Source organism: Microbacterium sp. (assembly GCF_039812165.1).
GTDB lineage: Bacteria > Actinomycetota > Actinomycetes > Actinomycetales > Microbacteriaceae > Microbacterium.
Map to the genome: position 1 here is coordinate 1 of NZ_JBDIAB010000026.1, position 22,783 is coordinate 22,783.

A 22,783-nucleotide genomic window follows, 5' to 3' on the forward strand; every position below is an offset into this window, starting at 1 on the left:
CCCCGTCGTCCCAGCACGATGTCGCCGCCGCCCGGCGCGGCCAGTCCGCCGTCCGGGCGGACGCACGCGGCCACGAGCTCGCGCGCCCGGACGGCGTACGCCGCCTCCCCCGTCGCGATCGCGAGCGCGACCAGACCGCCGGCGAGCTGACCGTGGTCGGCGAGCGTCGCGGGGGCCGGCGAGACGACTTCACCGAGCGACGCGCGCACGAGACGGCCCGACGCCTCGACGTTGCGGCGCAGCACGGCGTCCGCCGCGACACGCGCGGCCTCGACCCATTCGCGCTCCCCCAGCGCCGCACCCGCGCGCGCGAGCGCGCCGATCGCGAGGCCGTTCCAGCCCGTGACGACCTTGCCGTCGACGGCCGGCGGCTCGAGCGCGGCGCGCCCCGCGGCATCCCGCGCGTAGTAGCCGCCTTCGCTGCGCGCGCCATCGATCCACGACTCCGAGTCCTGCGCCGCGCCGAACGCCCCCGACGGCTGCCGCAGCAACCCGAGCAGGAACGCCGCGACGCCGCGCGCGGTCGCCTCGTCGCCCTCCGCGACGGCGACGTCGAGCAGCTGCGCGTTGTCGACGAGCATGCGCTCGTAGTGCGGCACGGTCCAGTCGCGTCGGGTCGCGTAGCGGAAGAAGCCGCCGTCGACCGCGTCGCGCAGGGGCGAGCCGGCCATCGCGGCGAGGGCACGGGTCGCGACGGCGGATGCCGCGGGCTCGGCCTCGCGCACCGCCCGCGCCTGCAGGAACCGCAACGCGGTCGCCACCGGGAACTTCGGCGTCGTCATGAGCGCGTTCGCGGGCGCGAAGCCGCCGTAGCGCGGATCTTCTCGGCTCGCGAGCGTTCGCGCCGCGTCGGCCAGCGCGCCTCCGGCATCCGCGCCGGAGACGTCCCCGTCCGGCGCGCCCCGCACGCTCGCGAGAGCGTCCACCACGGCATCCGCCGTCGCCTCGATCGCCGCGCGGCGACCGGCCCATGCCTCCGAGATGGCGGCGAGCACCTGCCGGAACGACGCCAGTCCCGCGCGCGGCTCGGGCGGGAAGTAGGTGCCGGCGTAGAACGGCGCGCCGTCCGGCGTCGTGAACACCGTGAGCGGCCACCCCAGGTTCTCGGTGAACGCGGACGCGGCGGCCATGTAGGCGGCATCGACCTCGGGATGCTCCTCGCGGTCGACCTTGATCGCCACGAACCCCTCGGCGAGCGCGGCGGCGGTCGCGGCATCCTGGAACGACTCCCGCGCCATCACGTGGCACCAGTGACAGGTCGAGTAGCCGATCGACACCAGCACGGGCACGTCGCGACGGGCGGCCTCGGCGAAGGCCTCCGGTCCCCACGCGAACCACGGCACCGGATTGTCGGCGTGCGCCCGCAGGTACGGGCTCGCCGACTCCGCCAGGCGCCGGTTCACGGCGTCAGCTCACGTCGTTCGGGTGCGAGCCCACGCGGCCCGACCCGTCGCCGGGGTCGAGGACGTCGATCGCCGCGATCTCGGCGGGCGTCAGCTCGAAGTCGAAGACGTCGAGGTTCTCGCGCACGCGCGCGGGGCTGTTCGACTTGGGGAAGACGATGTTGCCCTTCTGCAGGTGCCAGCGCAGTACCGTCTGGGCCGGCGTCTTGCCGTGCGCGGCGGCCGCGGCGGCGACCGCGGGCGTGCCGAACAGGTCGTACTTGCCCTGCCCGAGCGGCCCCCATGCCTCGATCAGGATGCCGTGGCTGCCCGCGAACGCGACGGTCTCGCGCTGCTGGTACGCGGGGTGCAGCTCGATCTGGTCGACCGCGGGCGTCACGCCGGTGGCCTGGACGATCTCGGTCAGGTGCGCCGGGAGGTGGTTGGAGACGCCGATGCTGCGTGTCTTTCCCGTCTCGCGGATCGCGACCAGCTTCTCCCACGCGTTGACGTAGTCGCCGTTCTTGGGCGCCGGCCAGTGCACGAGGTACAGGTCGACGTGGTCGAGCCCGAGCCTGTCGAGGCTCTCGTCGATCGCCGCGAGCGGCTCGTCGCCGCCCTGCCGGTCGTTCCAGAGCTTCGTGGTGACGAACAGCTCGTCGCGCGGGATGCCGCTCGCCGCGATGGCGCGCCCGACGCCCTCCTCGTTGCCGTAGATCGCCGCCGTGTCGATGTGCCGGTAGCCGGCATCGAGCGCGTCGAGCACGATGCGCTCGGTCTCTGCGGGGTCGACCTTGAACACCCCGAAGCCGAGCTGCGGGATCGTGTGGCCGTCGTTGAGCGTGAGCGTGGGAATCGTCATGCCTTCCACACTATGCGCGGGCCCGCGACACCGGGCCGGGATCCCTCAGCGGTAGCGCTTGCCCTGGTCGCGGCGGAACAGCAGCAGCGCGAGCGCGAGCGAGATCGCCGTCCAGACGAGGATGCCGACCCAGACCCACCATTCCAGCCTCCCGCCCTGGACGGCCCAGATGACGAGCTCGCGCGCGTGCCGCGACGGCGTGAACTGCGAGACGGCGTCGAGCCAGGGCGCGAAGAAGAGCGGCGGCAGGAACAGTCCGCCGATGAAGGCGAACGAGAACATCACGATCTGCACGACGGCGATCGCCGCCTTGAAGGGCAGGGCATAGCCGATCGCGGTGCCGATGAGCATGAACGGCAGCGCCGCGACGGCGAGCGCGACGATCCCGGCGAGCACGCGCAGCGGCGAGGCCTCGGCCGCGGTGAGGAACGCGCCGACGAGCACGACCGGCAGCACGGCCAGGAGTCCCAGCATCCCGGTCGAGAGGACCTGCGCGAACACGCGCGCGAGGCCGGGGGCCGGCAGCGTCCGCAGGTACGGATCCCACGGCTTCTCGCGGTTCTCCGAGATGGTCAGGCCGAAGCTGAACAGCGCGTTGCTCATCACCGCGAACACGGCGAGCGCGATGACGGCCTGCGTCGCGTACTCGGCGTTGCCGGCGACCGTGCGCTGCGGCACGACGAAGAACAGCAGCGCGAGCGCCGGGAACACGAGCGTGCCGATGACAGCGATCGGCACGCGCAGCGTCTCGATGAGGTCGTACTTCGCGTGCAGCAGCGTGAGCCGCACGGTCGAGGGGCCGGCGGGCCGGCTGTCGGCGGTCATGAGGCGTCCTTCCTCTCGTACTCGGGTCTCTCGGTCTCGGTCAGCGCGAGGAAGGCCTCCTCGAGCGTCGCGCCCCGCACGGCGAGGCCGCGGAAGTCGATGCCGGAGCGCACGAGCGCGCGCACGAAGGCGTCGGCGTCCGTCACCGTCAGCACCTCGCGGTCGTCGATGCGCTCGGCGTGCACGACGCCCGGGAGCTCCGCGACCGCCGTGGCGTCGCCCGTGACGAGCCGCACCTGGCTCACGCCCACGCGCGCGAGGATCTCGGCGACGGTGTCGTCGGCGAGGAGCCGCCCGTGGCCGACCACGACGACGCGCTCGGCGAGCGCCTCGATCTCCTCGAGGTAGTGGCTCGTCACGACGATCGTGGCGCCCGCGTCGTGCTGGCGGCGGATCGCGTCCCACAGGGCGCGCCGGCCGTCGACGTCGAGCCCGGTCGTCGGCTCGTCCAGCAGCACGAGCCGCGGACGCCCGACGAAGGCGAGCGCGACCGCGAGGCGCCGCTTCTGGCCGCCCGACAGCGAGCCGCACTGACGGCGCAGCAGGTCGCCGAGCCCGAACTCGGCGGCGAGGTCGGCCGTCGGCACGCGGTCGGCGAAGTGCCCGCCGACGTAGTCGATCACCTCGCCCGCGCGGAGCGTGTCGGGGAGGGCCGTCTCCTGCGGCGTCGTGCCGAGGTGCTGACGGTTGCGCGCGTCGAGCGGACTGCCGCCGAACAGGGTCACCGTGCCGCTCGTCGGGCGACGCAACCCCTGCAGCAGCGACAGCAGCGTGGTCTTGCCGGCTCCGTTGGGGCCGAGAAGGCCCAGGATGACGCCCGCGCCGATCTCGAGCGTCACGTCGTCGACGGCGACGACGTCGCCGTAGCGGCGGGTGACATGGTCGAAGCTCGCCAGAGTGGTCATGCTCGTTCTCCCAACACGGATCGCAGTGCCTCGGTGTAGTCCTCGAACGCGCGCCGGCCGCGCGTCGACAGCGCGAGGTAGGTGACCGGCGTGCGTCCACGATGCGTCTTGTCGACCTCCACGTAACCGGCGTCCTCGAGCTTGCGCAGGTGGGTCGACAGGTTGCCCGCGGTCATGTCCAACAGCTCCTGCAGACGCGGGAACGCGATGCTCTCGCCGATGTCGAGCGTGGCGAGGGCCGCGGTGATGCGCAGCCGCGCGGCGGCATGGATGATCGGGTCGAGCTCATTCACGACCGGACTCCTTCGCGAAGCGGCGACTGTGCCGCCGCATGCGGATGCGCGCGACCAGTCCGAACCCGAGGAACACCCCGCCGCCGGCGATCGCGAGGAACAGGTAGTGGGTCGGCGCACCGAAGAACGGGGCGACGACCGCGATCAGCACGACGAGCCCGCCGAGGACGATGCTCGGCACCGCCCGCCAGATCGCCCCGGCGACCAGGTACATGATCCCCGCGAACAGGATGAACGCCGACGGGTAGAAGATCGCGGCGAGCTCGCGGCTCATGCCGTTGACCGACAGTCCGGCCGCGAAGACCAGGATCGCGATCGATCCGACCGTCCACGTCACGCCGTAGACGGCGCCGGTGAAGTCGTCGGCGGTGCGCATGCCCCGTCCGCTGCGGATCCCCAGCCACATCGAGACAGCGGATGCCACGGCGATGAGCCCGCCGAACGTCCACCACGCGACGACCGGGGCGACGGCGTCCATCCCCTCGCTCAGCCACACGGCGCCGAAGCCGAACAGCCACGCGATGCCCCACACGAGCATGATCGTGGGCACGAAGCCGCCGACGCGCGTCTCGATCTCGAGCTGCTGGTCGCGGACGAGGCGAAGGGCGGCAGCGGGGTCGAGGGGCGTGGACTCGCCGTCGGCGTCCACGGGGGTCGGATCCGGTTCGCGAGTCATGCTCCTGCTCCGTTCATGGCGGCGATGGCGAGTCCCAGCGCCGGGGCGCTCGACCCTGTCGCAACGTTCATAAACTACTTTGTACTTCAAAGTTCTTTGCTCGTCAACCCCTCCCGTGGCCGCGCACGACCGGAGTCCGGCGCCGCGCGGAGCGCCTCAGGAGGGGGATCCCGTTCGGCGGGCAGCATGCAGGCATCCGCACACGGACAGGCGACGACATGACCCGAGACCCCCTGGATGCCGCGATCCAGGCCAGCAGACGCTGGTACGACGACGTGTTCGCCCTGCACGGGATCTCCGTACGTTCCGACGGAGAGCTCTGGACCGCGGTCGGCGACCCGCCGCCGTGGCACTCGGCGGCGAAGACGCTCGCCCGGCACGTCGACGCCGACGCCGTGCTCGCCGCGATGGCGAGCCACCCGCACGGGTCGGTGGCCGACTCCTTCGGCACGCTCGACCTCGGGCCGCACGGCTTCGAGCTCCTCCTCGACGCGGAATGGCTGCACCATCCCGGCGTCGCGGACGCCACGTGGCCGCGGCGCTGGTCCGTCGTCGAGGACGAGGGGCTGCTGGTCGAGTGGTGTCGCCGTCACGACTACGCGGGCGTGCTCCCCGCCGCGACCCTCGCCCGTCCGGAGTTCCGCGTCCTCGCCGTCGTCGCGGGCGGCGAACCGGTCGCCGGGGCCGTCGTCCACGACGCCGGAGACGTCGCGGGGATGTCCAACCTCTGGTCCCGCGGCCCGGCGCCGACGGCCGCGGACGTCGCGGAGGTGCTCGCGTGCGCCGGGGTGCTCCATCCGGGGCGCCCGGTGACCGACTACGCGTGGGGCGACGAGCTGGACGTGCTGCTCGCCGCCGGGTTCACGGCGGTCGGCCCGCAGCGGGTCTGGGCGCGGTAGCGGGCGTCCGCGTCCGGCGACCGACGCCTCGGCGGGGCCGCCCGCGCCGACGCGTGTGACCGCCCTCGGCGAGGCTCGCCGGATCGCGGCCTACCATGGAAGGCTATGTCCACGCCCGAGCCCGTGATCTCGTACCCGCCGGAGCTGCCCGTCAGCGCCGCGCGCGACGAGATCGCCCGCGCGATCGAGGGCCATCAGGTCGTGATCGTCGCCGGCGCGACCGGCTCGGGCAAGACGACGCAGCTGCCCAAGATCTGCCTCGAGCTCGGACGCACGAGCATCGCGCACACGCAGCCCCGGCGCATCGCGGCGCGCACGATCGCCGAGCGCATCGCGGAGGAGCTCCAGGTGCCGCTCGGCACCACGGTCGGCTACAAGGTGCGCTTCACCGACAAGGTCTCGGCCGACACGCGCGTGGCGCTCCTGACCGACGGCATCCTGCTCAACGAGATCCACCGCGACCGGCTGCTGCGCCGCTACGACACGATCATCGTCGACGAGGCGCACGAGCGCTCGCTCAACGTCGACTTCCTGATCGGCTACCTCAAACGCATCCTCCCCCAGCGCCCCGACCTCAAGGTCATCGTCACGAGCGCCACGATCGACCCGGAGAGCTTCGCCGCCCACTTCGCGATCGAGGGCCGGCCCGCGCCGATCGTCGAGGTCTCCGGCCGCACCTATCCGGTCGAGCTCCGCTACCGCCCCCTCGTCGACGAGCACCCGGATGCCGGCTCCGGCCGGTCCGAGCCGTCTCGCCCCGGCCGCGCCCGTCCGGCGACCGCGCGCGGCGGCGACGCCCGCCGGACGGCACCCGGCGAGACGTCCACCGAGGACGAGGTCGACGGCATCGTCGCGGCTCTCCGCGAGCTCGACCGCGAGGCCGACGGCGACGTGCTCGTGTTCCTGCCGGGCGAGGCCGAGATCCGCGACGCGATGGATGCCGTTCGCGGAATGTACGCGAACCACCCCCGCCCCACCGAGGTCCTGCCCCTCTTCGGCCGGCTGTCGGCCGCCGAGCAGCATCGTGTGTTCGAGCGGTCGCAGGTCGCGGGCGTGCGGCGCCGCGTCATCCTCGCCACGAACGTCGCCGAGACGAGCCTCACGGTCCCCGGCATCCGCTACGTCGTCGACACCGGCACCGCGCGCATCTCGCGCTACAGCGCGCGGTCGAAGGTGCAGCGCCTGCCGATCGAGGCCGTGTCGCAGGCCTCCGCGCAGCAGCGGTCGGGCCGCGCCGGTCGCACGTCGCCGGGCATCGCGATCCGCCTGTACGCCGAGGAGGACTTCGAGAAGCGCCCGGAGTTCACCGAGCCGGAGATCCTGCGCACGAGCCTCGCGAGCGTCATCCTGCAGATGCTCGCGCTCGGCTTCGGCGACATCTCGGCGTTCCCGTTCCTCACCCCGCCCGACTCGCGCGGTGTGAAGGCCGCGCTCGACCTCCTCACCGAGCTGCGCGCGATCGCCCGTCAGGGTGGCGAGCCGCGGCTCACGAAGCTCGGCCGCGAGATCGCGCGCCTGCCGATCGACCCGCGCTTCGCGCGCATGCTCGTCGAGGCACGGCGCCTGGGCGTCACGCGCGACGTGCTCGCGATCGTCGCCGGGCTGTCGATCCAGGACGTCCGCGAGCGCCCCGAGGAGCGCCGTGACGAGGCCGACCGCCTCCACGCACGCTTCACCGACCCGACGAGCGACTTCCTCACGCTCCTGAACCTGTGGACGCACCTGCAGGAGCAGCAGGCCGAGCTGGGCTCGAGCGCGTTCCGGCGTCTGTGCCGCGCCGAGCACCTCAACTACGTGCGCGTGCGGGAATGGTTCGACGTGCACCGGCAGCTGCGCGCGCTCATGCGCGACGGCGGCCCGTCGTCGGACTCCCCCGGCGTGGCCGATCCGGCGACCGTGCATCGCGCGATCCTGTCCGGACTGCTGTCGCACATCGGCGTCCTCGACACGCGGCCGTCGGGAGCGACCAAGCCCGGGCAGCGTCCGCGCGCGGAGTACCGCGGCGCCCGCGGCGCCCGCTTCGCGATCTTCCCCGGCTCGGGTCTGCGCAAGGCCTCGCCCGACGCGGTCATGGCCGCCGAGCTCGTCGAGACCTCCCGCCTGTTCGCCCGCACGGTCGCCGCGATCGACCCGGCGTGGGCCGAGGAGCTCGCCGGCGACCTCGCGCACCGGAGCCTCAGCGATCCGCACTGGTCGAAGGATGCCGGGGCCGCCGTCGCCGCCGAGAAGGTCACGCTCTTCGGGGTCGAGATCATCCCGCGGCGCCGCGTGCAGCTCGCACGCATCGACCGCGACCTCGCGCGGGAGCTGTTCGTGCGTCACGCGCTCGTCGACGGCGAGTGGAACAGCCAGCACCTCGACAAGCGCCTCACCGCGTTCGAGCGCCGCAACCTCGAGCTGCGGCGCCGCCTGGAGCGGCTCGAGGAGCGCGAGCGCCGCCGCGACATCCTCGTCGGCGACGAGGCGGTGTTCCGCTTCTACGACGCGCGAGTGCCGCGCGACGTGTTCGACGTGCGGTCGTTCGAGACGTGGTGGCGGGATGCCTCGACCCGCACCCCGCGCCTGCTCGACCTCTCCGAGGGCGACCTCGTCGACGACGCCGCACGCGCCGACGAGCGCGACTTCCCGACGCGCTGGCGGCAGGGCGACCAGGTGCTCACGCTCGCGTACCGCTTCGAGCCCGGAGCCCCCGACGACGGCGTGAACGTCGTCGTGCCGCTGGCGCTCCTGGCCCAGCTGACCCCGGACGGCTTCGACTGGCAGGTGCCGGGGCTGCGCGCCGAGCTCGTGACGGCGCTGCTGCGCGCGCTCCCGAAGGCGATCCGCCGCAACGTGGTGCCCGCCGCCGACTGGGCCGCGCGCCTCGGCGAACGGCTCGACGGCGCCGGCCCCGAGTCGCACGACGGCCGGCCCGGGCGCGCCCCGGCCGAGGCCCTCGCCGCGCTCGTGCAGCGCGTCGCGAACCAGCCGGTGCGCGCGGCCGACTTCGACCTCGACCGCGTGCCCCCGCACCTGCTTCCGTCGTTCCGCGTCGTCGACGAGCGCGGGCGCGTCCTCGGGTCCGGTCGCGACCTGCCCGAGCTGCAGGCGCTGCTCGCCGGCCGGGCGCGGGATGCCGTCTCCCGCTCGCTGGCGCGCACGCCGGACGGCAGGGCGTCCCGGCCCTCCGCGACGCCGCCCGCACCGCGCCCCGCGGCCTCGGTCTCGGCCCAGCCGCCGGCAGCCCCGGCGTCCCGCTTCGTCGAGCAGGCCGGGCTCACCGACTGGACGTTCGGCACGCTCCCCGACCTCATCGACACGCCGGTCGCGGGCGGCGTCGTGCGCGGCTACCCGGCGCTCGTCGACGGGGGCGCGAGCGTCGCGCTCCGCATCGAGGCGACGCCGGAGCGGGCCGCACGGCTCACGCACGACGGCATCCGCCGGCTCGTGCTGCTCGCCGTCCCGTCGCCGGTCGCCTACGTGCTCGACCACCTCACCGCACCCGAGAAGCTCGCCCTCGCCGCCTCGCCGTACCCGTCCGCGCGAGCGCTCGTCGAAGACGCCCGCGTCGCCGTCGCCGACGCCGTCATCGCCCGGACCGACCCGGCGGTGCGCACGAGGGAGCGGTTCGAGGTCGTGCGCGACGCCTTCTCGGCCGCCGTGATGGACGAGCTCTTCGCGGCCGTGTCGCTGTGCGCGCGCATCCTGACCCTGCAGCGCGAGGTGGAGCGGGCCGTCCGCGAGCAGAACTCGCTCACGCTCCTCGGCGCGCTCGGCGACGTCAAGGCGCAGCTCGCCGGCCTCCTCCATCGCGGGTTCGTCGCCCAGACCGGCGTGGGCCGGCTCGCGCACCTCCCCCGCTATCTGCAGGCCGCGCGGGATCGCGTGCGCGGGCTCGCCGACCAGCCCGGGCGCGACCGCCAGCGGATGACCGAGTTCGAGCGCGCCGCGGCCCTCTACGCCGAGGCCGGCGGCACCATCCCGGTCGCCTCCGATGCGGCATCCGCTCTCGTGCACGCGCGCTGGCTGCTGGAGGAGTACCGCGTCAGCCTGTTCGCGCAGAACCTGGGCACGGCCGAGCCGGTCTCGCTGCAGCGCATCGCGAAGGCCCTCGCGGCGCGCTGAACCGCCCTGCGCCCGCCGCCGCGCGCGACGCCCCGCGTACAGTGGGGAGGCATGGCAGTCGCGATCACCTACTCCGCGTTCGGGGACCCCGAGGTCCTGACCCTCACCGACATCGAGCCGCCCGTTCCCGCCGCCGCCGAGATCGCCGTGCGCGTGGAGGCGGTGGGCGTCAACCCGCTCGACGCGAAGCTCCGCTCCGGCCGGCGCCCGTCCGGACCGATCACCGAGCCGCGGCGCGTCGGCGGCGACGGCGCCGGGGTCGTGACGGCGGTCGGCGCCGAGGTCGAGGGCTACCGGCCGGGCGACGAGGTCGTCGTGTTCGGAGCCGCCGGCGTCTACGCGAGCGACCTCGTGGTGACGTCCGCGCAGCTCACGCCCCGCCCGCCGCAGGTCGACGCCGCGGTCGGGGCGGCCCTCGGCATCCCGTTCGGGACCGCGTATCAGACGCTGCGGTCGCTCGGCGTGCGCGCCGGCGACACGCTCCTCGTCCACGGCGGATCGGGCGCCGTCGGGCAGGCGGTCATCCAGTTCGCCGTGCTGTGGGGCGCCACCGTGGTCGCCACCACGAGCGACCGGCGCGCCGCACGCGTGCGCGATCTCGGCGGGATCCCGGTGGCGTACGGCGACGGGCTCGTCGATCGCGTGCGCGCGGCGGCGCCGCAGGGCGTGACCGCGGCGATCGACATCGCCGGCACCGACGAGGCGATCGAGGCCTCGCTCGCGCTGGTCGCCGACCGCGCGCGCATCGCGACGCTCGTGCGCGGCGCGGACGCCGCGGGTCTCGGCATCCGTGCCTTCATGGGCGGCAGCCCCCGGCCGCTCAGCGTCCTCGAACGCGCGTGGCGCGCCGAGGCGATGCCGGTCGCGGTCGCCCTCGTCGCCGCCGGCGCCTTCACCGTCGAGCTGGGACCCCGGCTGCCGCTCGCCGAGGCCGCCGAGGCGCACCGGCTCCTCGAGGCCGGCGCCGACGGCAAGATCGTCCTGATCCCCTGACACCGCGGCGCCAGAACTAAGCTCTCAGCATGACCGGACTGCGCTGGGGAATCCTCGCCACGGGTGGCATCGCCCACGCCTTCACCGAGGATCTGCGCCTCGCCGGCCTCGACGTCGTCGCCGTGGGCTCGCGCAGCGAGGAGTCGGCGCAACGCTTCGCCGAGGCCTTCGGCATCCCGCACGCGCACGGCTCGTACGAGCAGCTGGTCGCCGACCCCGACGTCGACATCGTGTACGTCGCGTCGCCGCACTCGCACCACATGCGCCACGCGGCCCTGGCCCTGCAGCACGGCAAGCACGCCCTCGTCGAGAAGGCGTTCACGATGGACCGCGACGAGGCGGTCGCGCTCCGCGACCTCGCCGCCGACAACGGCCTGCTCGTCATGGAGGCCATGTGGACGCGCTACCTGCCGCACATGGTGCGGATCCGCGAGCTCGTCGCGAGCGGTGCGCTGGGCGAGGTGCGCGTCGTGTCGGCCGAGCACACCAACGCGCTCTCGACCGACCCCGCCCATCGGCTCAACGCGCTGGGACTCGGCGGCGGTGCACTCCTCGACCTCGGCATCTACCCGATCTCGTTCGTGTGGGACGTCCTGGGCGAGCCGGACGAGGTCCGCGCCGTCGCGCGCTTCGGCGACACCGGCGCCGACACCGAGCTCGTCACGGCCATGACGCACGCCTCCGGCGCCGTCTCGTCCACCGTGTCGTCGCTGCGCACGCTCGGGCCGAACACGGCGCACGTCCTCGGCACCGAGGCGCGCATCGACATCGACGACCGCTGGTACATGCCCACGTCGTTCCGGGTCGTCCGTCACGACGGCACCGTCGTCGAGGAGCACGTCTCCACGATCGAGGGCCGCGGCATGCAGTTCGAGGCGTTCGAGGCCGAGCGGCTCGTCGCCGAGGGACGCCGCACGGGCGAGATCCTCCCCATCGACGAGACGGTCGCGATCATGGGCACGCTCGACGAGATCCGCCGACAGATCGGCCTGACCTACCCCGGGGAGGCGTGATGGCCGAGGCGTCGGGCGCACGCGTCGCGGTCTACTTCGACTTCGACAACATCGTGCTGAGCTGGTACGACCGCATCCACGGACGCGGCTCGTTCGGCCGGGATCGCACCCGCATCCAGTCCGCCTCGACCGACACCGAGATCACCGCGCGCCTGGGCGCCGCGACCGTCGACGTGGGCGCGATCATCGAGTACGCGGCCTCGTTCGGCACGCTGGTGCTCACGCGCGCCTACGCCGACTGGTCGGCGCCGATCAACGCCGAGTACCGCTCGCAGCTCGTGTCCCGCGCGGTCGACCTCGTGCAGCTGTTCCCGACCGCGGCATACGCCAAGAACGGCGCCGACATCCGGCTGGCGGTGGATGCCGTGGAGGACATGTTCCGCCTGCCCGATCTGACCCACGTGGTCATCGTCGCCGGCGACAGCGACTACGTGCCGCTCGCCCAGCGCTGCAAGCGGCTGGGACGCTACGTGGTCGGCGTCGGGGTCGCGGGCTCGACCGCGAAGGCGCTCGCGGCGGCGTGCGACCGGTTCGACTCGTACGAGTCGCTCCCCGGCGTGACGCGGCCGGAGCCCGCCGAGGAGAAGGCCCCCGGGCGCTCCCGGGCGCGCAAGGCCGCCGCCGCCCCGCCGGCCGATCCCGCCGAGGCGCTGCTCGAGCGCGCCCTGCGACTGGAGCGCGAGCGCACCGACGACGAGTGGACGAACGCCTCGGCGCTGAAAGACCTGATCAAGCGCATGGACCCGTCCTTCAGCGAGAAGGAGCTGGGGCATCCGTCGTTCACCGACTTCGTGAAGGCGCACGCCGCGGTGGCGGAGCTCCGCGAGGACGGCACGATCCGCTACGTGCGGCTGAATCCGGCACGCATCGCCTGACCCCGCCCGCTCGTCGCCCCGGCGTCGTGGGATCGTGACGCGAGCGAGCGGCGACCCCGGATCCCGGCCGGCACACCTAAGCTGAACGGGTGGGGGTAACGGCGCAACCGATGATCGTCCGCCTGCCGGACGGGACGGTCAAGCAGGTGGGCCCGCTGACCGGCACGCGCGTGTGGACCGTTCCCGGCCGCGCGGGCCGAGCCCTCGTCCCGCCGCGCGTCGAGCCGCGCGTGCTCGAGCCCGGCGAGGCCGCGCGACTGTGCGCGTTCTGCTCCGACCGCTACCTCGAGACCACGCCCGAGAAGGTGCGCGCCGTGGGGCCGCGGTTCGAGGAGCTGCATCACGTCCCGGCGTCGCAGCTGTCCGACACGGTCGCCGAGCTCCGGCGCTTCGGCAACCTGTTCGAGATCGTCTCCGCCGAGTACTGGCGCGAGAACCACGGCTTCCGCCAGCCGCGCGCGATCATCGAGTGGGCGCAGGAGTACCTGAGCGACCCGGTGGGCCGCGAGCAGCTGCAACGCCTCGCCGCGCGGCGCGCCGCCGCGACGGGCGTGCACCAGTCCCTCGAGGAGGCGGCGCTCGACCTCCTGGGCGGCTCGCACGACGTGGTCGTCGCCCGCCGCCACGTCGTCGACGGCGCCGTCACCGACGACCAGCTCGCCTCGTCGGGCACGCTCACCCCCGACGAGCACGCCGCGTACTTCGCGTTCACGGTGCGCTCGCTGGCCGCGATCCAGGCGGCGCAGCCGCACGCGGCCTACGTCTCGGTGTTCCAGAACTGGCTCGCCCCGGCGGGCGCCTCGTTCGACCACCTGCACAAGCAGCTCGTGGCCGTCGACGAGGCCGGTCCCCAGGTCGACCGTGAGCTGCGCATGCTCTCGAGCGACCGCCACCTCTACCAGCACGCGATCGCCGACCTCGCCGTCGCCCAGCGGCTCGTGGTCGCGGCGGTCGACGGCGCGTTCGCCGTCGCCGGGGTGGGACACCGCTACCCGTCGTTCGAGGTGTACTCGACGTCGAGCACGAACCTTCCGTACGAGCACTCGGATGCCGGCATCCGCGCCGTCTCGGATCTCGTCCACGCGCTCCACGCCGCGACCGGCGCGCACGTGCCGACCAACGAGGAGTGGCACTACCGCCCGCCCGGGGCCCCGTGGCCCATGCCGTGGCGCGTCGTGCTGAAGTGGCGCATCTCGACGCCCGCCGGCTTCGAGGGCGGCACGAAGATCTTCGTCAACACGATCGACCCGTGGGAGCTCCGCCGCCGCGCGGTCGCGGCGCTCGAGTCGCTGCGCGCCGAGGGGCGCATCGCCGCCGGCATCCGCATCGGCGACGAGTGCACCGAGCACGACACGCGCCTGCGCTACGCCGAGCCGGATGACGTGTGACGTTCCCGTTCGACGCGCTGCGGCGCGAGCCCGACCTGGAGGGGCCGGGTCTCGTGGCGACGGATGCCGCCGACCGCCTGATCCTGGACGAGTCCGCCCTCGCGCGCGTCGGGCTCGCCCCGGGCGGGCTCGTCGTGATCGGCGACACCCACGGCGCCCTGACGCTCGCGTCGGCCCATGACGGCGCCGACGCGATCCGCGTGCATCAGGACGCGCTGACCGGCGAGCGCGCGCTCACCGCGAACGCGGCCCGTACGGGCCTCGCCGGCCGGTTCGAGAGTCTCGAGCTCGGCGCCCCGCTCGTGCGCGACGCGCGCGTGGTGCTGCTGCGGCTTCCCCGCTCGCTCGACGCGCTCCGCGACATCGCGCAGCTCGTGGCCGCGCACGCCGATCCGGGCGTCGTCGTGTACGCGGGCGGACGCGTCAAGCACATGTCGCTCGCCATGAACGACGTGCTCGGCGACGTGTTCGGCCGCGTGGACGTGACCCACGCGCGGCAGAAGTCCCGCGTGCTCGTCGCGCGCGAGCCGCACGGCGGGCGCGACCCGGAGCCCGCGACGGCGCGCGACGGCGACCTCGTCGTGTGCGCGTACGGCGGCGCGTTCGCCGGCGCCCGCGTCGACGGCGGCACGCGGCTGCTCCTGTCGAGCCTTCCCGCGGCGCTCCCCGGCGGCACGCCTGACGACCCGTTCGTCGACCTCGCGTGCGGGACCGGGGTCGTCGCGGCGACGCTGGCGCTGCGGCATCCGCTCGCCCACGTGTACGCGTCCGACCAGTCCGCCGTCGCGGTGGCCTCGGCGCGCGCGACCGCGGCGGCGAACGGCGTCACGGAACGCGTGGAGGTCGTCCGCGACGACGCGCTGGCGCGGCGGGCGGATGCCACGGCATCCTTCGTCGCGCTCAACCCGCCGTTCCACAGCGGCGCCGCGGTGTCCGACCGGGTCGCGCCGCGCCTGTTCGCCGACGCGGCGCGCGTGCTGCGACCCGGCGGCGAGCTGTGGTGCGTGTGGAACTCGCCGCTGCGCTACCGGCCCGCGCTGGAGCGCATCGTCGGCCCGACCCGCCAGGTCGCGCGCGACGCCCGCTTCACGGTGACCGTCTCGACCCGCCGCTGATCCGCAGGGCGACCGGCCCCGCCGGCCCTGCAGACCCTGGATCTCGCCTCCTCCCGCCGACTCACTGCCTTCGCGCCGACTCACTGCGCAGGAGCGCAGTGAGCGGGCAGGAGGGCAGTGACTCGCGAGATGGAGACGGGGTGGCGGGGAGGGTGCACCCCGGGCCGCGCGCGGGGCTCAGTGGTAGCGGCCGCTGTAGGCGTTGATCGCCGGCTGACCGCCGAGATGGGCGTACAGCACGTTCGAGTCGGCCGGGATGTCGCGCGAGGCGACGAGGTCGATCAGACCGGCCATGGACTTGCCCTCGTACACCGGGTCGAGGATCACACCCTCCAGGCGCCCGGTGAGGAAGATCGCCTCGTCGGTCGACGCGACCGGGATGCCGTACTCGTCGCCGGCCCATCCCTCGAGCACCGTGATCTCGTCGTCGCGCAGGTCGCGGCCCACGCCGATCGCCTCGGCCGTGCGCCGCGCGATGCGCGCGACCTGGTCGCGGGTCTGCTCGATCGTCGCCGACGCGTCGATGCCGAGCACGCGCCGCGGGCGGTCGCCGACGTTCTCCACGAGGTCGGCGAAGCCGGCGATCATGCCGGCGTGCGTCGACCCCGTGACGGTGCACACGACGATCGTGTCGAAGAACACGCCGAGCCGCTCCTCCTGCGCGCGGACCTCGTGGGCCCAGTTCGCGAAGCCGAGGCCGCCGAGCGGGTGGTCGCTCGCGCCCGCGGGGATCGCGTACGGCCGGCCGCCGGAGAGCTCCACCTCGGCGATCGCCTCCCGCCACGAGTCGCGGAAGCCGATGTCGAACCCGGCCGGCGAGAGACGCACGTCGGCGCCCATGAGGCGCGAGAGCAGGATGTTGCCGACGCGGTCGTTCACGGCATCCGGCCAGTCGACCCAGTGCTCCTGCACGAGCACCGCCTTCAGACCCAGGTGGGCCGCCACGGCGGCGACCTGGCGGGTGTGGTTCGACTGCACGCCGCCGATCGAGACGAGCGTGTCGGCGCCCTGCGCGAGGATGTCGGGCACGAGGTACTCGAGCTTGCGGACCTTGTTGCCGCCGAACGCGAGGCCGCTCGAGACGTCCTCGCGCTTGGCCCATACGCGAGCGCCGCCGAGGTGCGCGCTCAGGCGGTCGAGCGGGTGGATCGGGCTCGGCCCGAACGTGAGCGGATGCCGGGGGAAGTCTGCGAGGCTCATGCCGACGGCACCTGGGTGGGATCGAACCGGAACAGCTCGGCGAGGTCCGCGCCGCGCACGACGCCGCCGCTGTAGTAGGCGATCGCCCACTCGTCGATGAACGATCCGTCGCCGAACCGGCATGCCGTCACGGCCGCGTCGGCCGAGCCGCCGGCCGGGGTGAGCGTGAGCTCCTCGCCGTCGAGGTTCATGCACAGCATCGACGCCGGGTTCGCGCCGTCGCCGCCCGACGGCAGCGGCTTCTTGGACAGATACGCGTACGCGGCCATCGTCGGCTCCTCCGCGTACAGGGTCACGAGGTCCACGTCGAGCTGTGACGCGGACTCGCCGCTCCCCTGCTGGAAGCGGCACGCCGCGACGGGGTTCGCGATCGGCGTCCAGTCGGTGTGCTCGGCCGCGTCCGTCGGCGACGGGGTGAACTCCACGACCGTGCCGCCGTGCTCCGTGCAGTACTGCACCTCGGGCGTCGCGTCGGAGGTCGTCGTCGGCGATGGCGTGGGTGTCGGAGTCGCCGTGGCGGTCGGCGTCGGCGACGGGGTGGGCGCGGGCTCGGGCACGCACCCGGCGAGCGTCACGGCGAGCAGGAGCGCCGCGGCGCAGGCGGCAGAGCGTGCGATCATGCCTGCACCCTAGTGCGCGCGCCGCCGCGAGCACGGGCGACTCGTCGTGGTGTCGCGAGGCGGACGCTCGGCCGGTCGTGACGCGGTGGCGTGCCGGAGCGAACGCGCACGACGCCGCGGGGCGTCCGGTCCGCGGCTCAGGCCGGCGGACGGAGCACGGCGGCGCGGCTGGCCGCCAGCACGACCGCGAGCTCGGGGAAGTCGTCCGCGAGCCACGCGTCGAGCTCGGCGAGCCGCGCGTGCGCGACCGCCAGCACCTCGGCCCCGTGCGCGGTGACGCGGAGGTCGGATGCCGTGCCGGCGTGCCGCGTGGCATCCTCCACCAGCCCGTCGTCGACGAGCGTGCGGACCGCCGTGTGCGCGGACTGCACCGTGATGCTCGAGCGGCGCGCCAACTCAGAGAACGAGATGCCCGGCGTCGCGTCGATGTGACCGAGCAGGCCGTACTTGCGGGTCGAGATGCCGAGGCCGCGCAGCTTCTCGGCGAGCCGGGTCTCCCAGATCGCCGCGACGGTCAGCAGACCGATCACGGGACTGAGCGGCGGCCGTTCGGACATGACGCTCATCGTAGCGACCCGGGCGGCGACCGTCCGGCGCGCCGCAGGGCGGGTGGCTACTCGGCGCTCAGCCACCCGAGGAACTCGCCCGTGTAGGGGCAGAGATAGGCGACGGTGTCGGTCACCCGGACGGTGAAGTCGGTGCCCCCGGGCACCTCGAACTGCTCGCCCTCGGTGTAGGTCTTCCACTCGCCCTGGCCCGCGGGCTGCTGCACGTCCCAGCTGCCGCGCACGAGCAGCATCCACTCGGTCACCGGCGCCTCGAACCGCCATTCGCCCGGCTCCATGACGCCCACCGTGAAGTTGCCCTGCTCGTTGTGGAACTCGAGGCTCCGGACCTGTCCGTCGTAGTACTCGTTCTGTCCGATCACGAGCGCTCCTCATCGATCTTGTCGTGCGTGGTCTGGTCGGGGCCGGCCGCGGCGCGGCCCGACATCGAGCATAGGAAGGCGGCGACGACCGATGAATCGCCTCGATGTACAAATCGGTGATCGTGTGGGCTCCCCGCGGGCGAGATCTCGCTGTCGTCTTGCTACGCTCGCGTCATGGACGCCGCCGACGGGTCGGCAGCCACCGACACCGAGAACCCCGAACAGGCCGCACTACGGCGCGCCCTCGCGCTCCAGATCGAGCTGACCACGATCGTGGCGCGGGGCGGGGGCATCGATCGCCTGCTGAGCGGCTGGCAGCAGCAGACGAGCGAGCCGGCCGCGGTCTTCGATCGGCTCGCGCACGTGCTCGGACGCAACGGCGCCTTCCCGCCCGAGCTGCTGACCACCGTGGCGGACGGCCTCGCCACCGGCGCGCCCCGGATCGGAGAGGTGCTCAGGCTGCCGCTGAGCCACGACACGGCGAGCGCGCTCGAGATCAGCCCCTTCGCCGGCAACGACACCGTCCGCGGCTTCCTCGTGCGGATGCCGTCAGGGCAGGGCGCGGCCGAGCTCGCGGCACCGGCGCTGCGCTCGCTGCTCGCCCTCGAGTACGAGCGCCACTGGCTGCTCGACGAGCCGGCGCGCCGGCTGCGCGCGGAGCAGCTCGCCCGCGTGCTGGCGCTCAGCGACGAGGGCGGCATCCGGGCGATGCTGCGCGGACTCGGCATCGACGTCGCGGAGCTCCGGGGTCTCGCCATCGAGGCCAGGACCGAGACGCACGCCGAGGTGCTCGTCGACGACCTCGCGGTGATCCTCACCGCCCCGCTCATCCGCCGTCGCGAGCGGATCGTGGAGTGCCTGGTGCCCTTCGACCCCCGTCAGACGCTCGCCGAGTACGGGCTCGACGCGCCGATCGGCGTCGGCACGCCCGTGGCGCCGCAGCACGCCGCACGGACGATGCGCCAGGCGGCACTCGCGCTGGAGACGAGCCGGCGGGTCGGTGCGCCGATCGAGTACCGCGACGGCACGTCGCACGACTTCCTCCTGCGCGTCGCCGCTCCCGAGTACCTCGCGGCCTTCGTCGACGCCGCGCTCTCGCCCGTCGAGCGCACGCGCGGCGGCGACGCGCTCCTGCGCACCCTGCACACCTGGCTCGTGGAACGGCGTTCCGTCGAGGCGACCGCCGCGCGCATGGGCGTGCACCGGCACACCATCCGCAACCGCATCGAGCGCATCGCCCAGCTCACCGGACACGACCTCGACAGCGTCGACACGCAGACCGAGCTGTGGCTCGCGCTGAAGGCGCGCGGGTTCGGCTCGGACTCCTGACGCTGGACGCTCTGGACAAGTCGATGCGTCCCGTTTGGCCGCTCTGGCCATTCTGCGTTGCCGCGTTCGCTGGGACCATGTGCTTAATCCAGGGCTGAACGCCCGCACCACCCGGCACCCGACGAGGAATCAGAGATGTCCACTCCCCCACCCACCACCGAGCAGGCGGACCGATCCGTCCTGCGTCGCGTCCTCGTGGCCGGCGGGCTCGGCACGCTGCTCGAGTACTTCGACTATGCGAGCTACAGCTATCTCGCCACCACGATCGCCGTCGTCTTCTTCCCCTCCGAGGACCGCACGGCGGCCCTCTTGAGCACCTTCGCGATCTTCGCGCTCTCGTTCCTCGTCCGCCCGATCGGCGCCTTCATCTGGGGCAGCCTCGGCGACCGGCTCGGTCGCAAGACGATCCTCGCGACGACGATCCTGATCATGTCCGGATCGACGTTCCTGATCGGCTTCATCCCCGACTACACGGTCATCGGCCTCGCCGCACCGGCCCTGCTCCTCCTGCTGCGGATGACCCAGAGCTTCTCGGCATCGGGCGAGTACGCGGGCGCGGGCACGTTCATCGCCGAGTACGCGCCGCCGAAGCGGCGGGGGCTCCTCACGAGCGTCGTGCCGATGGCCGCGGCGGCGGGCTTCCTGCTCGCCTCGCTCATGGCCACGGTCTTCTACGCCACGATGTCGCCCGAGTTCATGCAGACGTGGGGCTGGCGCATCCCCTTCATCGTCGCCGGTCCGCTCGGCATCCTCGGCCTCTGGCTGCGATCGCGTCTCGAGGACACGCCGCAGTTCCGGCGCATCCAGGAGCTCGAGCAGCGGGAGCGCGAGCTCGCGGCCAGGAGCCGCGCACGCACGGCGCCCACGAGCCGCTGGGCGGAGGTCGCGAAGAGCCTTCCGTCGATGATCAAGACGCTGCTGGTGATGTCGCTGAACGCCGGGGCCTACTACCTGCTGCTCAGTTACATCCCGACCTTCCTCATCGAGCAGGCGCACATGAGCGAGGCCAGCTCGACGCTGGTCGTCACGATCGGGCTCGTGGTCTACCTCGGGCTGATCCCGGTCGCCGCGCACTTCTCCGATCGCATCGGCCGCAAGCGGACGCTGATGATCTCGAGCATCGCGTTCATCGTGCTCGCGTACCCGATCATGTCGCTGTTCTCGCTCGGGGGCGTGCTGCTCGCGACCACCGTGCTGATCGTGTCGCTCGTGTTCTTCGCGATGAACGACGCCGTCTTCCCCTCGTTCTTCACCGAGATGTTCGGCACGCGCTCGCGCTACCTCGGCTTCGCACTGCCGTTCAACGTCGGCGCGATGCTGTTCGGCGGCGTGGCGCCCTTCATCGGCACCTGGTTGATCGCGACGACCGGCAACCCGAGCTCGCCGGCGTTCTTCCTCATCTTCGTGGGCGTGCTCTCGCTGATCGGCCTGCTGATGAGCGCCGAGACCGCACGCACCGACCTCGTCGACGTGCAGAGCGAGGTCGGGACGCAGCCGATCCCGACGAACTGATCCGTCTGATCCGTCGCCCGCGCGGCGGACGCCCCGCATCCGCGAGACTCCATCGGTGCGTCGAGACCGCATGCAGTACCTGCGGTCTCGACGCACCAGTGGCTTCTCGCGAATAAGCGCGGTGGAACCGCGCGAGCCGCATCGGGCCCGTGGCGTACCGTGAGGCCATGTCGCTGGAGACCGCCGGAGGCCGTGTCGACGACACGCTCCGAGCCCGCGCCGATGCCGCTGTCCGTGGCGCGACGCCCGGGTACTTCGCGCTCGTCATGGCGACCGGCATCGTGTCGGTGTCGTTGCAGACCAACGGGTGGGATGCCGCATCCGTCGTCCTGCTCGGCATCGCCGCGATCGCGTACGTCACCCTCGTCGCGGTGAACGTCGTCCGTGCGATCCGCCACCGCGCGGCGATGGCGGCCGACTTCGCCGACCCCGCGCGCGCGTTCGGGTTCTTCACGTTCGTCGCCGCCACGTGCGTGCTGGGGAGCCGGCTCAGCACCGAGGGCTTCCACGACCTCGCGCTCGTGCTGCTGCTCGTCGCCGCGATCGCGTGGATCCTGCTCGGCTACACCGTGCCCTGGACCGCCGTGCTCGGCCGCTCGGGGCAGACGGCGCTCGGGACCGCGAACGGCACCTGGTTCATCTGGGCGGTCGCCAGCCAGTCCATCGCCGTGCTCGCCGCGACGCTTCAGGTCGAGCTCGACACCGGGCGCGACGCCATGGCGCTCCTGGCGGTGTTCTCGTGGTCGGTCGGCACGTTCCTGTACTGCGCGGTCGGCGTGTTCGTCGGGGTGCGCCTCCTCGCCTACCCGTTCCGGCCCGAGCACCTCACGCCGCCGTACTGGGTCGCCATGGGCGCGACCGCGATCACGGTGGTCGCGGGGGCGCGCATCGTCGAGATGGCGGACGCGCCGATGGTCGACGCGACGCGCGGCCTCATCGCGGGCGCCGCGGTGTTCTTCTGGGCGTTCGGGACGTGGCTCATCCCACCGCTCGTCGTCGCCGGGTACTGGCGCCACGTGCGCCATCGGGTGCCGCTGCGGTACGAGGCGACGCTGTGGAGCATCGTCTTCCCGCTCGGCATGTACGGCGTCGGCTCGGAGTTCCTCGGCGACGTCGACCGCCTCCCGATCGTGCACGCGATCGGTCTCGGCGAGAGCTGGGTGGCGCTCGGCGCCTGGGCGATCACGTTCGTCGCGATGCTCGCCAACCTCTGGCGCACCGTGCTCCGCCGCCCGCCTGCGGCGTGAACGCCCACGCTGTGCGCGCCCTCCGAACCGGCCATCGTCGCCGCCTTCGCCGCACCCGCCGGAACCGCCGGAACGATCGCGCTCCTCAGCATCGAGAATCAGTCGCTCCTGCCCGACGCGTCGTTCATCGCCTCGGCGGCGATCCTGGCCGTCGCTGCAGCGGTGGCAGCGGCATCCCGCCCGCGCTCTACGCGGCGAGCCGAGACCTCACCGTTGGCGTCGCACGGATCCGGGGGTGCTCCCGATGACCCGGGTGAAGGCGCGGCTGAATGCGGCCTCTGACCGGTAGCCGAGCTCGGTGGCGAGTCTGGCTGCGGTGGTGTTCTCGTCGCGGAGTCTCGTGTGGGCGACGTTCATCCGCCAGCGGGTGAGGTAGGCGATCGGCGCTTCGCCGACGAGCTCGGTGAAGCGGGTGCTGAACGACGATCGAGACATCGCTGCGACGTGGGCGAGGCGTTCGAGCGTCCACTCACGGCCCGGCTCGTCGTGGATGGACTGGAGCGCGCGGCCGATCCTCTCGTCCTGGAGAGCGCCGAGCCAACCCGCACCGGCATCGAGATCACTGGCGATCCATGCGCGTATCGCCTGGACGACCAGGATGTCGGCGAGCCTGGTGG

21 protein-coding genes are annotated in these 22,783 nt (G+C 73.1%); 10 read left to right on the top strand and 11 right to left on the bottom strand.

Features of this window, described 5'->3' with window-relative positions; all coding sequences use genetic code 11:
* The 6 genes from WML84_RS03900 to WML84_RS03925 form a co-directional block, all read right to left on the bottom strand.
* On the bottom strand, positions 1-1,403 hold a 1,403-nt coding region (locus WML84_RS03900), incomplete at its 3' end, for a DUF255 domain-containing protein (RefSeq protein ID WP_347344833.1).
* A 4-nt stretch (positions 1,404-1,407) separates the two neighbouring features.
* A complete protein-coding gene (locus WML84_RS03905; protein WP_347344834.1) occupies positions 1,408-2,244 on the bottom strand; it encodes an aldo/keto reductase in 837 nt (278 codons plus the stop codon).
* Between the two features lie 45 nt (positions 2,245-2,289).
* A complete protein-coding gene (locus WML84_RS03910; RefSeq protein WP_347344835.1) occupies positions 2,290-3,069 on the bottom strand; it encodes an ABC transporter permease in 780 nt (259 codons plus the stop codon).
* On the bottom strand, positions 3,066-3,974 hold the full coding sequence (locus tag WML84_RS03915; RefSeq protein WP_347344836.1) for an ABC transporter ATP-binding protein: 909 nt from the start codon (positions 3,972-3,974) through the stop codon (positions 3,066-3,068). The genes WML84_RS03910 and WML84_RS03915 overlap by 4 nt, the downstream gene beginning before the upstream one ends.
* Positions 3,971-4,267, bottom strand: coding sequence for a transcriptional regulator (locus tag WML84_RS03920; RefSeq protein ID WP_347344837.1), 297 nt, complete (start codon positions 4,265-4,267; stop codon positions 3,971-3,973). Before WML84_RS03920 ends, WML84_RS03915 begins: the two co-directional genes overlap by 4 nt.
* Positions 4,260-4,943: a hypothetical protein gene (locus tag WML84_RS03925; protein ID WP_347344838.1), complete on the bottom strand. Its 684-nt coding sequence runs from the start codon at positions 4,941-4,943 to the stop codon at positions 4,260-4,262. Before WML84_RS03925 ends, WML84_RS03920 begins: the two co-directional genes overlap by 8 nt.
* 218 nt (positions 4,944-5,161) lie before the next feature.
* On the opposite strand from WML84_RS03925, the gene WML84_RS03930 reads away from it, so the two are divergent.
* The 7 genes from WML84_RS03930 (at position 5,162) to WML84_RS03960 (ending at position 15,330) form a co-directional block, all read left to right on the top strand.
* On the top strand, positions 5,162-5,842 hold the full coding sequence (locus tag WML84_RS03930) for a hypothetical protein (RefSeq protein WP_347344839.1): 681 nt from the start codon (positions 5,162-5,164) through the stop codon (positions 5,840-5,842).
* A gap of 105 nt (positions 5,843-5,947) precedes the next feature.
* Positions 5,948-9,946, top strand: coding sequence for an ATP-dependent RNA helicase HrpA (gene hrpA, locus WML84_RS03935; RefSeq protein ID WP_347344840.1), 3,999 nt, complete (start codon positions 5,948-5,950; stop codon positions 9,944-9,946).
* Positions 9,947-9,997: 51 nt separating this feature from the next.
* On the top strand, positions 9,998-10,939 hold the full coding sequence (locus WML84_RS03940; RefSeq protein WP_347344841.1) for a zinc-binding dehydrogenase: 942 nt from the start codon (positions 9,998-10,000) through the stop codon (positions 10,937-10,939).
* Between the two features lie 29 nt (positions 10,940-10,968).
* A complete protein-coding gene (locus WML84_RS03945; protein WP_347344842.1) occupies positions 10,969-11,952 on the top strand; it encodes a Gfo/Idh/MocA family oxidoreductase in 984 nt (327 codons plus the stop codon).
* Positions 11,952-12,827 (top strand): NYN domain-containing protein, encoded by an 876-nt coding sequence (locus tag WML84_RS03950; protein ID WP_347344843.1) that lies wholly within the window; start codon positions 11,952-11,954, stop codon positions 12,825-12,827. Before WML84_RS03945 ends, WML84_RS03950 begins: the two co-directional genes overlap by 1 nt.
* Before the next feature lie 110 nt (positions 12,828-12,937).
* Positions 12,938-14,215, top strand: a complete 1,278-nt coding sequence (locus WML84_RS03955) for a DUF4921 family protein (protein ID WP_347344844.1) — start codon at positions 12,938-12,940, stop codon at positions 14,213-14,215.
* Positions 14,212-15,330: a methyltransferase gene (locus WML84_RS03960; protein WP_347344845.1), complete on the top strand. Its 1,119-nt coding sequence runs from the start codon at positions 14,212-14,214 to the stop codon at positions 15,328-15,330. The genes WML84_RS03955 and WML84_RS03960 overlap by 4 nt, the downstream gene beginning before the upstream one ends.
* Before the next feature lie 177 nt (positions 15,331-15,507).
* Here WML84_RS03960 and WML84_RS03965 read toward each other — a convergent pair whose 3' ends face one another.
* From WML84_RS03965 to WML84_RS03980, 4 genes are all read right to left on the bottom strand, one after another.
* The gene (locus WML84_RS03965; protein ID WP_347344846.1) at positions 15,508-16,530 is read right to left on the bottom strand and encodes a 1-aminocyclopropane-1-carboxylate deaminase; all 1,023 of its coding nucleotides are present in this window, start codon (positions 16,528-16,530) and stop codon (positions 15,508-15,510) included.
* The gene (locus tag WML84_RS03970) at positions 16,527-17,150 is read right to left on the bottom strand and encodes a DUF333 domain-containing protein (protein ID WP_347344847.1); all 624 of its coding nucleotides are present in this window, start codon (positions 17,148-17,150) and stop codon (positions 16,527-16,529) included. The genes WML84_RS03965 and WML84_RS03970 overlap by 4 nt, the downstream gene beginning before the upstream one ends.
* 137 nt (positions 17,151-17,287) lie before the next feature.
* The gene (locus tag WML84_RS03975) at positions 17,288-17,707 is read right to left on the bottom strand and encodes a helix-turn-helix domain-containing protein (protein WP_347344848.1); all 420 of its coding nucleotides are present in this window, start codon (positions 17,705-17,707) and stop codon (positions 17,288-17,290) included.
* 56 nt (positions 17,708-17,763) lie between these two features.
* The gene (locus WML84_RS03980; protein ID WP_347344849.1) at positions 17,764-18,078 is read right to left on the bottom strand and encodes a pyrimidine/purine nucleoside phosphorylase; all 315 of its coding nucleotides are present in this window, start codon (positions 18,076-18,078) and stop codon (positions 17,764-17,766) included.
* Between the two features lie 174 nt (positions 18,079-18,252).
* Here WML84_RS03980 and WML84_RS03985 point away from each other — a divergent pair, with 174 nt between their 5' ends.
* From WML84_RS03985 to WML84_RS03995, 3 genes are all read left to right on the top strand, one after another.
* Positions 18,253-19,407 (top strand): helix-turn-helix domain-containing protein, encoded by a 1,155-nt coding sequence (locus WML84_RS03985; protein WP_347344850.1) that lies wholly within the window; start codon positions 18,253-18,255, stop codon positions 19,405-19,407.
* 135 nt (positions 19,408-19,542) lie between these two features.
* Complete coding sequence (locus WML84_RS03990) at positions 19,543-20,919, top strand: MFS transporter (protein WP_347344851.1); 1,377 nt, start codon at positions 19,543-19,545, stop codon at positions 20,917-20,919.
* 167 nt (positions 20,920-21,086) lie between these two features.
* Complete coding sequence (locus WML84_RS03995; protein WP_347344852.1) at positions 21,087-22,166, top strand: tellurite resistance/C4-dicarboxylate transporter family protein; 1,080 nt, start codon at positions 21,087-21,089, stop codon at positions 22,164-22,166.
* A gap of 207 nt (positions 22,167-22,373) precedes the next feature.
* Here WML84_RS03995 and WML84_RS04000 read toward each other — a convergent pair.
* Positions 22,374-22,783 (bottom strand): AraC family transcriptional regulator (locus WML84_RS04000; RefSeq protein ID WP_347344853.1); only part of this gene is annotated, 410 nt, incomplete at its 5' end.